This window comes from Hymenobacter coalescens (genome assembly GCF_054783195.1).
This window is the reverse complement of sequence record NZ_BAAGRA010000003.1, coordinates 1-11,935: the sequence shown is the minus strand read 5'-3', so window position 1 is coordinate 11,935 and position 11,935 is coordinate 1. Positions and strand designations below refer to the sequence as shown.

The following is an 11,935-nucleotide window of genomic DNA, read 5'->3' as shown; positions in this document are numbered from 1 at the left end:
CTGCCAACCCTGCCGGATTAATATTAATGAATTGTTATGCTGGCATTATTTGCCTAAAACAAAAAGGCCCTGCCGGGTGGGCAGGGCCTTTTTGTTGCCATTCTCGCGGACCTATTGCTTGGTCACCTTGCGGGTGGCTTTGCCGTCTTTGGTCACGAACTTCACCAGGTACTGCCCGGCGGGCAGGCGGCTGGTGTCGAAGCGGCCGTCGGCGCCGAGTTTGCCGCTGAGCACAGTGCGGCCGAGCAGGTCGGTCACCACCACTTCAGCGGCGGGCACCGCACCGGCGAAGCGCACGTTCAGCACGTTCTCTACCGGGTTCGGGTACACCGTCAGCGCGTCGAGCTTGTTGGCCGAAGCGGCGGCGGTAGCCGTCACCACCGTGAAGACGTTGGCGCTGGTGGCCGTACCGCCCGGCGTGGTCACCGTGATGGTGCCGCTGGTGGCGCCGGCGGGCACCGTTACGGTAAGGCTGGTGGCGCTAACCACTGTGAAGCTCGGCGCATTCACCCCGTTGAAGGCCACGGCCGTGGCACCCGTCAGGTTGGTGCCCGTAATGGTCACCAGCGTACCCACTGCGCCCGTTGAGGGCGAAACGGCGGTAATGGTGGGGGCTGGCACCGGAGCCGGCGTTACCGTGAAGGCAGCCGCGGCGGAGGTGCCGCCGCCGGGCGCGGGGTTGGTTACCGTTACGTTGTAGGTACCGGCCATAGCCAAGGCCGAAGCGGGAACGGTAGCCGTCAGTTGCGTGGCCGAAACGAAGGTCGTCGGCAAGGCGGAGCCGTTGAAGTTCACCACCGAGCCCGACACGAAGTTCGTGCCGTTCACCGTCAGCGTAAAGCCGGTGCTGCCGGCCACGGCCGTGTTCGGCGAGAGGCTGGCAATGGTCGGGGCCGGGTTCGGGGCCGGGGTCACCGTGAAGGTACCCGTGGAAGTAGCCGTGCCCCCGGTGGTCGTCACCGCAATGGTGCCCGTGGTGGCGCCCGTCGGTACGGTGGCCGTGACGGTCGTGGCGTTGACCACCGTGAAGCTGGTGGCAGCCGTGCCGTTGAAAGTCACCGCCGTGGCGCCGGTCAGGTCCGTGCCCGTGATGGTCACCACCGTGCCCACCGGCCCGCTGGCCGGCGTGAAGCTGGCCACCGTCGGGGCCGGAGCCGTGGGCGACGTCACCGTGAAGGTGGCCGCGGCGGAGGTGCCGCCGCCGGGCGCGGGGTTGGTTACCGTTACGTTGTAAGCGCCGGCCGTGGTAATGGCCGAAGCCGGTACCGGGGCCGTCAGCTGCGTGGCCGAAATGAAGGTCGTCGGCAGGGCCGTACCGTTGAAGTTGATGACCGACGTGCTCAGGAAGCCCGTGCCATTCACCGTCAGCGTAAAGCCGGTGCTGCCCGCCAGAATGGTATTGGGCGAGAGGCTGGTGATGGTGGGGGCCGGGTTGGGCACCGTCACGGAGAAGCCGGCGGCCGAGGTGGCCGTGCCGTTGGGCGTGGTCACGGCGATGACGCCGCTGGTGGCGCCCGTCGGTACGGTGGCCGTGACGGTCGTGGCGTTGACCACCGCGAAGCTGGTGGCGGCCACTCCGTTGAAGGTTACCGCCGTGGCGCCGGTCAGGTCCGTGCCCGTGATGGTCACCACCGTGCCCACCGGCCCGCTGGCCGGCGTGAAGCCCGAAATCGTCGGCGCCGGGGTCGGCGGGGCCGTTACCGTGAAGGTAGCGGCGGCCGAGGTGCCGCCGCCCGGAGCCGGGTTGGTCACCGTCACATCGTAGCTGCCCACCGTGGCAATGGCCGAAGCGGGAACGGTAGCCGTCAGTTGCGTGGCCGAGACGAAAGTGGTCGGCAGGGCCGTACCGTTGAAACTCACCACTGAGGTGCTCAGCAAGTTCGTACCATTCACCGTCAGGGTGAAGCCAGCACTGCCAGCCACGGCCGTGTTCGGCGAGAGGCTGGTGATGGTGGGGGCCGGGTTGGGCACCGTCACGGAGAAGCCGGCGGCCGAGGTGGCCGTGCCGTTGGGCGTGGTCACGGCGATGACGCCGCTGGTGGCGCCCGTCGGTACGGTGGCCGTGACGGTCGTGGCGTTGACCACCGCGAAGCTGGTGGCGGCCACTCCGTTGAAGGTTACCGCCGTGGCGCCGGTCAGGTCCGTGCCCGTGATGGTCACCACCGTGCCCACCGGCCCGCTGGCCGGCGTGAAGCCCGAAATCGTCGGCGCCGGGTTGGCCGACGTAACGGTAAAGGAGAGCGGAGCCGAGGTGCCGCCGCCGGGCGCGGGGTTGGTCACCGTCACGTTGTAAGCGCCGGCCGTGGTAATGGCCGTAGCCGGCACGGCAGCTGTCAGCTGGGCGGCCGTTACAAAGGTCGTCGGCAGCGGAGCTCCATTAAAATTCACCACCGAGCCTCCCAGGAAGTTTGAGCCGTTCACCGTCAGCGTAAAGCCGGCGCTGCCCACAGCAGCCGTGTTCGGCGAGAGGCTCGTCAGCGTTGGCGCCGGGTTGGGCGCCGTCACCGTGAAATTGTTGCTGGAAGTAGCGGTACCGGCCGAGTTGGTTACGGCAATGGTGCCGGTGGTGGCGCCGGTCGGCACGGTGGCCGAAATGGACGTAGCCGAATTCACCGTGAAGCTGGTGGCGGCCACGCCGTTGAAGGTCACAGCCGTGGTACCGGTCAGGTTGCTACCCAGAATGGTCACCACCGTACCGGCCGGCCCGCTGCTGGGCGAGAAGCTGGCAATGATGGGGGCCTGCGCGGCCATGGGTGCATACGACACGCCGCGGAAGACGGTGTTGGTCGGTGCCGTCGCCACGCTGGTCAATCCGGCCGTGGCGCTCGGCGCCGCGTTGTAGCCCGTTACGTCCAGCGTCGTGTAGAGCGTGCTGGTCGACGTGGCGAACAAGGTCACGGCGTTGCCGGACGCTTGGCCGGCGAGGCCGCGCACGCCGGCGGTCGAGGCGATGGTGCCGTCGAGCGTCCAGGTACCGCCTACCAGGGAGTATTTGCTGATGCCAGCGCCGGCGCCGGAGCGGTCATCGGCGATGTAGGCCACGTCGGGGCCTGGTACGGCGCTGCTCAGGTCCAGCAGCACGAAGCCGTAGGGCGACGGGCTGTTGCCCGTGCTCGGAATAACGAGCGTCGTGGTTTGGCCCGCCGTGGTCGGCAGGCCCGTTCCCACGGCATTGAGGCCCACGAAGGGACTCGAGCCGGAGGTGTTGTACAGCTGTCCACCGAAGATGCCCACCGAACGCACGTTGGTCGGGGTAGTGCTCAGTTGCGTGGAGGTAGTAGCGCCCAGCGTGGCGAAACGAGTGCCCGCACTGCTCGTCGGCGAGCCGTTGCCCACCACCCAGAAGCGGGTGCCGTCGTCGGTCACGGCGGCACGGGGGTTGCTGGCCAGGAAGGCGTCGGTCAGGCCGGTGGAAGTATCCACGTTGCCGTTGGCATCGATGCGGGCCACTACGCGGGCTGCCGCCGAGCCCACAACCGAAGCAGTAGCCGGTGCGGCGTCGTAGCCGATCAGGGTGATGTAGCGCCGGTCTGCCGACATCATCAGCATGCCTTCAGAGGAGGCGTTGGCCGTCAGCGTAAACTGCTTCTGCGCGCCGCTGCCCGAGGTAGGCAGAGCTACGCTTTGGACCAGGTTGCCGTTGGTGGTGTACTCGTCCAGAAAGACGGCGGCGGCAGTCCCGTTGGGCACGGCAGCCGAGCCGTCGCCGATGCGGACTACCACCACGTTGCCGACGGCTAAGGGCGCCGCCTGGGTTGTCAGCGGCCAAGCAGCCAGCAGCAGAGCCGCCGCACGGCACGAACGCCATAAGCCAGCTTTGCCAGTTGTAAAGGTTGTTTTCACGGGCGTGTAAGTAATAAAAAGGTGGAAAAAACAAATGTTGGAAACGGACCCGGCTTGGCGGCGGCCGGGCCCCGGGCCTCATACTGGATTATAGCGTTTCTCGTTGCTGCCAATGGCACAAAAAAAAGCTCCCCGCGTGGTGCGGGGAGCTTTTTCCAGAACGTGGCAGCAGGTTACTGCTTCACGATTTTGTGGTTGGTCTTCTCGGCACCGTTGCTGATGGTGACAATGTAGTTGCCCGACTTCAGGCCGCTCAGGTCGAACGTGCCGTTGGCCGAAAGCTTACCACGCACCAGCACGCGGCCCAGCAAGTCAGATACCGTTACCTGGGCTTCGGTGCCGGGGTTGGCCAGGCGCACGTTCAGCACGTCGACCACCGGGTTCGGGAACACCGTTACTTCGGCGGTGCGGCCGTTCTTCACGGCTACCATCGGCGAGTCCATCGTTTTGCCGTCGAGGTCTACCTGCTTCAGGCGGTAGTACGAGAGGCCGGCCAGGGGCTTGGCATCCACGAAGCTGTACTCGTGACGCACGCTCGTCGTGCCGTGGCCGCCCACAAAGCCGAGGCTTACGAAGTCAACACCATTCTGGCTGCGCTCCACTTCAAAACCGCGGTTGTTCTTCTCCTGAGCGGTAGCCCAGTCAAGGTTTACGCGGCCGTTGCTGAGCTTAGCCGTGAACGAAATCAGCTCCACGGGCAAGGGCACTTGCGGCTGGTTGTTCGGTACGCGGTAGTTCTCCGCGTTGAGCAGGCCGTCGTCGTTGAATTCGAAAGCGAAGAAGTAGTAGTTCTTGGCCGGATCCAGGTTGCCTACCGTGAACTGGTTGGCAGCGCCGCTGAACACCACGAAGGTTTCCGAGCTGGCTTCGATGGTCGTACCGGTACCGAACTGGTAGGCCCCACCTTGGGTTACACCGGGGTTAAAGTTCTGCTTGGCACGGGGGAACAGGTTCACCGGCAGCTGCAGGTAGGTAGTCGAGGCAATTACCAGACGGTTCTGACCGAAGCTCTGGCCCGCGGGCGGGTTGCTCAGGTCAAAGCGGATGGTAGCCGTGGTGCTGCCGAGCGGGCGAATCACCTGCGCCGTCGACTGGGCCGTGGGCACCTCCGCAATGGCGAAGCCCGAAGCGCGGCCGGTACCGCTGAGCAGCACGAACGAGTTGGTGCCGAGTGCTTGGTTACGGAACGTCAGATCCTGTACGGCATTACCCACGCGGGTTGGTGCGTAGCGCACCTGCAGGTCCAGAATCCGGTTGCCTTCCGAGTTGTTCATCAGCGTATCCGATTTCACGAAGGTAGCACCGCCGTCCGTCGAGAATTCGAATTGCGGGGTTTGCAGCGGGTTACGCTCGGCATCCTCCGTGTCATTCGGGAAGAACAGGCTCAGCGGGCCGGTCAGCAGGAAGGTTTCCAAGCGTACGTTCACCGGGGCCGAAGTCGTGTTCTTCACGATGGCGTCGCCGAAGAACCCAATGGTGCGGCTCAGGCGCACGGTCGGCTCGCTGATACCCGTTACGGATACGTCGCGGTCGGGAGCCGGCGAGCTGGTGGCGCGGATGATGGCGTTAACCGTGATGGCACCGGCACCCGGTACGAAGCGTACGTAGATCGGACGCTGCGTCACGTTACCCTGGCCGTCCGGGGTGAAGGAAATCGAGCTGAAGAAGTTCTGGTTGTCTTCCGACACCTGGAAGTAGCTGGCATTCGGGCCAACGGGGGCCACGGTCAGCGCCTGCAGCAGGTTGGTACCGGCCAGCAGGAACGACTGCGAACGGGAGAACGTGGAGGGGCGCGTAGCGAAGGTAAAAGTGTTGTTCGTCGGGTTCGTGATGGAGATATCCGACACGTTGCCGTTCGAAGTAGCCGTTACCCCAACCGTAACCGGCGTAGCGCCGGGGCTGGTCACGTCGATGCGCTGCGTGAAGGCCCCACCGGAAATCGGCGATACCAGGCGAATCTCAATCGTGGTCGGCGCAACCGTACCGTTCGTCGAAGCCAGTACTAGCGGAGCGCTGGAGAAGGAGCCGCCGGCCGACACGTTGCGGATCTGAATGTTGGCTACACTCGGTGTCAGCGTGATGGGGTTGGTTCCGAGGTTGGTGCCGCTCACCGTGAGGGTGCGGGTATCTGCCGAGCCACTCTGGGTTACGTTACCGAACGTGATGGAAGTCGGCGAAACGTTCAGGTTAGCCCCTACCGGAGCAGGCGTACCTTCGCCGGTCACGGCAACCGTGCGCGTCGGCGCGTTGGCGGCGGCTACCGTCACGTTCTCGGCCAGCGTGCCCGTGGTGCTGGGCGTAAAGCGTACGTCAACGGTTACGTTGTTAACCGTGCCGTTCACCGGCACAATTGTAGCGATGGTGCTGAAGGGGTTCGAGCCCACGCGCACTTGGTAATTAGCCGTGCCGGTTACAGTCAGGTTGTTGGTACCCAGGCCGCTGGCATTTACCGTAAAGGTTTGCGAAGCCGTGGCCGTACCCACCTGAGCCGTACCGAAGTTTAGGGGCGTGCTGCTGGGCGTTACCGTAAGCGTGGCCGGAACAGCCAAGCCGCGACCTACCACGCGCACCGAAGCCGTGGCGCTGCCGCTGCTCAGGGCGATGTTGTCGTCGTAATCCTGTACAGCCGTCGGCTGGAATACCACGTCCAGCTGGCCACCCGTAGCAGGCAGCGTGGTGGTGCTGGCGTAAGCGCTACCGTTGTAGCTCACCAAGAAGCCGGCCGGGGCCGTTACCGAAATCGGACCCGCGAGCGAGCTGCCGGTAATCTGTACGGACTGCGGAGCCGACTGCGTGTTGATGACCGTGTTGGGGAAGCCCAGCGTAGCCGGGCTCGGCGTGGTCGTAATGGTGGGGGTACCCGCTTGCCCGGTGCCGGTTAGGGAAATCGGAGGAGTCGAGGTTTCCGTGCCGCCACCCGTACTCTGGGTCGTGGCGACGAACTGACGGCTGATGGAGCCCGCAACAGTCGGGCGAAAACGCAGGTAAATCGTTGTGGGGGCCACATTACCGCTGCCATCTGGGTTAAACTCCAATGTGGTGCCGCTGAAAGGTCCGGTGGGGCTTAAGCTAGCCTCGAACCGCGTGGGAACAGCAACGCTGATAATGTCGATGAGGCCATTGCCTTCCACTACGAAGGAACGGTTACCCGACACTTGACCCACTACTACAGTGCCAAAGTTTTGCGGATTGCCGACCTGAGTAGGAGTTAGCGTGACGGTTTGGGCCTGACTAACGAGCGTAAAGCTCAGGAGCGTGAAAAGCATCGCGCACAGGCGCTGCCAGGAGGCAGAACGCAAGGCGACTTGGTAAGCGTTTTTCATATGAAAAAGCAAGGAATGGTTACAAAGGAAAGAAACGAGTAGGCTCGGCCGTTGGCATCGCCTTCAGGGGCACATTACGCAGAAACCGGGACTGTGGATGATTGGTTTCTACATTTATTGTTGTAATTTTTTTAGTTTACATCGGTCTTTGCCCTGATCCTGAGGCCGGCGCCCGTCAACACATTTCGTGCCACACAAAGGTGCGAACGTAATAGCCATAAAAAAATTTGTTTTTCTTATTCTTAAGAGTGTGAGCAGGTGTGTAAGCAGATGAGCCGCATAGATAATAGGAAGTCCACAATATTGTTATTCCACTATCGTTTGAATTTCCTGCCAAAGATAAGCCAGAGACTTGGCAAAGTTCGCACCACTTTTCAGCAGTTGTTGCTAATATTCAGACAGAAGAGTATTCTAAGAGGCATTTTACGCCAGGTCTGCGGTCAAATTCGGCCCCCTTTACGGGCGTATTCTGAATAGGTTATACCAACGAAGCCGCGGCCACTCCCCGAAGGAAATGGCCGCGGCTTCGTTGGTATAAGCCCTCCTCTATTTCAGCGCCAATCTGGTGCCGCCGCGTTCTGAAACAACCGGACCCGGTTGTTGCCATCAGCCGCATCCATCATCCATACTTCGGGCGGCGAGATGTTATCGTTCACCATGTTGACAAAAATAATCTTTGAGCCATCCGGCGAAAAGCGCGGGTTCAAGTCGTTGGTACCGGCCGGCTTGCGGGTCGAGAGGTCCAGCAGGCCAGATCCGTCGGGGCGCTGCACAAAGATGCGGGCATTGAGCTGGCGTCCGCTCGCGTCATCAATACCCGACATGTCACGGGTGTAGATCAGTTGGCGGCCGTCAATGCTGTAGCTGGGGGAATCCATGCGCCCGGGCAGGTTTCCAACGACCTGGGCCAAGCCTGTACCATCGGGGTTGAGCTGATAAAGCTCCGCGTCGAAAAGTTGGGCGCCGACGGTCTGCACCACGATTTTATTGCTGAGCGCAGACCAATCCAGCTCCCGGAAGTGCCGGCCGGCCGGCGCCGTGGCCAACAGCACCAAGCCTGTTCCGTCCCGGTTGATGCGGTAGAGCTGATCGTAGCGGGCGTAAACCAGCTGGGCCCCGTCGGGCGACCAGCGGTAAGCCAGCCCGTTATTGGCGTAGCCCTCAACGGGGATGGTGGTAATGCGGCGGGCATCCGATCCATCCCGGTTCATGGTATACAGCTGAAATTGCCCCGTGGCATTGCTCGTATAAGCAATTCGGTCACGCGTCGGGCTTAGCTGAGGAACGCTTTCAACGTGGGGCGAGCTAGTGAGCCGCAACACGACGCCGTTGGAGAGGCCATCGGATGCGTAGACATCGGTATTGCCGCCAACCTCACGGGTGAAGAGGTAACGCAACTCCGGAAAAGGTTTGGTTTGGAAGGTCCACACGTCCCCGCGCGCTGTCTCGCCTGCTTTGTCGTGCACGGTCACTTGCCAGAAGTAGGTGGTATTGTACTTCAAGCCGCTGACGACCACGCTGGTGTCGCGGCTATTGCTCAGCACTTGCTGCCGCGCCGACGAGCTGCCTTCATACAGCACCACGTCGTAGCGGAGCGAGTCGCTGCGGTCGGGGTCGGTGCCGCGCCAGCGCAACGTCAGCTCCGTGAGCTGATTGGTGGTTCCGGCGCTGGGCGTTGGTTGGGCAGGCGCGTTCGGGCGCTGGTTGCCCGTGGATTTTTCCAGCCGCACCTCCACGCTGGTGGCGGGGCCTTCGGCCACGCTCACGTTGAGCGTTTCGGTTTTGTAGTCGGTTTTGCGCACCGATAGTGCGTACGGTCCGGCGGCGATGTTGGGCAGCGAGAAGCGCCCCTCCGCGTCGGTGGTGAAGGAAGTCGTGGCCGGATTGGTCGTAATGACGGCGTTGCTCAGCGGCGAATTGGTGCGGCTGTCCCGCACCACCCCGCTCAGGGCACCGTAGCGCGCCGGCTCAATGGTATTTTCTTCGCAGGCCGTCAGCCAAAAGCTGATGACCCACAGCAGCACCCATAAGGTGGGCCGGGTAAGGTTTCCAATCATGTGGTGGAGAGCATGAATGTGAACAAGTAAATACCCTGCCGCCACCGTGGCGTGCGGCAGCAAGGCGCCAACAGCAACCCGAATCAGCGGGGCGCGGGTAGTTGCAGCGAATCGATGGCCAGCACGGTGCCCCGCTCATCAAGCACCCGCAATTGCAGGCGGCAGATGTCTTGGGCGCTCAAATTCATCGTGGTGCTCGACAGGATTACATCCTGCCCGGGCTGGGCCACAAAACGCCCCGATTGTGCGTTCTGCGCCGAACCGCTCCGACCTTGTTTCTCGGTACGCAGTTCGTAGTACCAGCGCGCCGCGTCGGGTGCGCCGTTGCGGCAATGACCGATTACGGTAAGTTGTGCGCCCGCCTGCTGCACTTCCAGGCGAGCCTGGCAGGCGGGGTTGTCGGCGGTGGTGAGCAAGGCCGCGGCTACCACCGAGACCAGTACAGAAGCGTTCAACATATTAATAAAGTGTAAAAAGGCAGAAAACAACCTTAACCTGTCCTGGGCGCGACTGCGCCCAGGACAGGTCGTTAGGGCAAAGCCTGTCCGCGTTCAATGATGATGCGGATGCCGTTGCCCTGCATCCGCACCTCGTAGCCGGGCCCGGGCGCGGCACTGGTTTCGCGCTGCAGCAGCTCATTGCCATTGCCTTGCTGCTCGACCAGGTAGCGACGGTTGTCCAAGCTCAGTTCCTGCTGTAGCACGTTCTGGTTGCCCTGCTGCCGGATGTCCGATTCGATGCCGGTACCGTTGAGCTGGCTTTCCACCCGGTTGCCGATGCCGTACTGCTCGACTGTCGTCTGGTTGGCGGCGCCGTACTGGCTCACGCCAACCACGTTAGCCGCACCGGCCTGCACGATCCGCACCAAGTTGCCCAACGCAGCTTCGCCGGAGTAGCGCTGTTGCACGGCGGCCTCGTTACGGCTGCCTTCCTGCAGCAGGCGCACAGCGTTTGGCCCCAGCAACTGCTCGCCGCCGCTCAAGGGCAGGCGCTCAGTGCCGAGGCTCTCCGCGAGTTGTTGTTCGCCGGACATTTCGCCCCGGTCAGCGCCCTGGGCCAGTCCCAGAAGCGGCAAGGCGCTTAACACGCCCACTGCCACCACGCATATTTGCCGTTTCATTGCAGCTCCATTAAGAGTTAACCAATCAGCCTGCCAGGGGATTTGCCGGTCGGCAGCTTGCATAAGAAGATTCATATTTCAGTCCGATCGGGAACCCTGAAACCCTGTCCCGGTGGCGCGGGGCCAAACCGGGACAGGGTTTGCGGCAGCTGATTCGCTGCGGGCTGCTTAGGGATGATCCTGGTGCACGTTGGCCGTATTGCTGTTGCCATACTGCTCAATCACGCTGGTCTGGCCGTTGGCACCTTGCCATACTTTGGCGGTGTTATCGTTGCCGATCTGCGTCTGCGTAGCGCGGTGGTCGTCGCCGTCCTGGTCGATGTAAGCCACGTTGCGGAAGCCATCGGTGTACTGGCGGGCGCGGTTGTCGTCGCCGTCCTGCTCGATGGTCTGGCGGTTATCATCGTTGATGATGACTTGGCTGGCGCGGTTCCGGTCGCCGAGTTGTTCTACCAGGGCCACGTTGTCATCCGAGCCACCGATGCCGATGGTCTGGGTCGACCGGTTATCAGCACCGGCCTGCAGGGCTCTCGACACGTTGCGGCTGCCGATTTGATCCTGCTCCGCACGGTTACGGAAACCGACTTGCTGAATGCGGGTCAAATTGAGGCTGTTGCCTTCCGACACGCGGCGCTGGCTTTGCCGGGCGTAGTTGTCATCGCCACCTTCCTGAATCACGATGGCTTCGTCACCAAGGGCGTCCAACTGCTCCTGAATGGAAGTGCTGCGCGCCCCCAGCTGCCGAGCGGAAGCCCGGTTGAGCGAGCCGCGCTGGTACTGCGTAGCCGTGTTGTCGCCATCCATGGGCGTGCCGTCGCCTTGGATGATGGTAGCCTGGTTCAGCTCGCCGATCTGGGTTTGCTCGGCCCGGTTCCGGTCACCGATCTGGCGGGCCGTGGCTTCGTTGCCGCCGAGCAGGCCCTGCACCTGGGTGATTCGGTTAGCATCGCCGGATTGGGTGCCGACGGCGCTGTTGCCCAAGCCAGTCTGCGTTTGCACCGAACGGTTGCCGTCGCCGGTGGAAGTAACGCGGGCGTCGTGGAAGAAACCGGTCTGGGTTTGTTCCGAACGGTTGTCATCGCCGTTCTGGCGGCTCCGGGCCTCGTTGTAACGGCCCTCCTGGGTTTGCGTGGCCCGGTTAGCGTCGCCTACCTGGCGGCTGGCGGCCTCGTTGTAGCGGCCGGTTTGGGTCTGCGTCAGGCGGTTATCGTCACCGGTCTGCACGCCGCGGGCCTCGTTCGAGAAGCCGGTCTGCGTTACGTTAGCATCGTTGCCGTTGCCCGTTTGGTTCAGACGGCTCGTGTTATTCTGGGCATTGGCGAATCCTGCTGCCAGCAGGGCTGCCAGTACAATTGTGATACGTTTCATCGGTTGCGTTGGGGTTAGAGGGGAAATGTGGGGTTCCCTCCGGAGGAACAGTACAAATATATATTAGAATAATAACAAGTCAAGTATTCGTAATAGAAAAAGCAAAATATAATTTCGGAATAATCCTACAAATTATCCGATGAAGTTGTATTTCTGTCACTTAGAGCGTGTTGGGGTTTTGCTATGGCTCTCCGGTTTAATGCCTAATTAACTTTTTGGTGAAG

Annotated in this window: 6 protein-coding genes; all 6 read right to left on the bottom strand. The window is 62.3% G+C overall.

The genetic code is table 11. From position 1 onward, the window contains the following. Positions 1-111: 111 nt before the first annotated feature. A complete protein-coding gene (locus ACYVKQ_RS02270; protein ID WP_460575192.1) occupies positions 112-3,843 on the bottom strand; it encodes an IPT/TIG domain-containing protein in 3,732 nt (1,243 codons plus the stop codon). A 173-nt stretch (positions 3,844-4,016) separates the two neighbouring features. Continuing rightward, positions 4,017-7,166: a T9SS type A sorting domain-containing protein gene (locus ACYVKQ_RS02265; RefSeq protein ID WP_460575190.1), complete on the bottom strand. Its 3,150-nt coding sequence runs from the start codon at positions 7,164-7,166 to the stop codon at positions 4,017-4,019. 551 nt (positions 7,167-7,717) lie between these two features. Then, positions 7,718-9,223 (bottom strand): carboxypeptidase regulatory-like domain-containing protein, encoded by a 1,506-nt coding sequence (locus ACYVKQ_RS02260; RefSeq protein WP_460575188.1) that lies wholly within the window; start codon positions 9,221-9,223, stop codon positions 7,718-7,720. Positions 9,224-9,306: 83 nt separating this feature from the next. Further along, on the bottom strand, positions 9,307-9,681 hold the full coding sequence (gene csgH, locus ACYVKQ_RS02255; protein ID WP_460575186.1) for a curli-like amyloid fiber formation chaperone CsgH: 375 nt from the start codon (positions 9,679-9,681) through the stop codon (positions 9,307-9,309). Between the two features lie 71 nt (positions 9,682-9,752). Beyond that, the gene (locus ACYVKQ_RS02250; RefSeq protein ID WP_460575184.1) at positions 9,753-10,343 is read right to left on the bottom strand and encodes a hypothetical protein; all 591 of its coding nucleotides are present in this window, start codon (positions 10,341-10,343) and stop codon (positions 9,753-9,755) included. Between the two features lie 168 nt (positions 10,344-10,511). After that, positions 10,512-11,711 (bottom strand): hypothetical protein, encoded by a 1,200-nt coding sequence (locus tag ACYVKQ_RS02245; RefSeq protein ID WP_460575182.1) that lies wholly within the window; start codon positions 11,709-11,711, stop codon positions 10,512-10,514. Between the last annotated feature and the right edge of the window lie 224 nt (positions 11,712-11,935).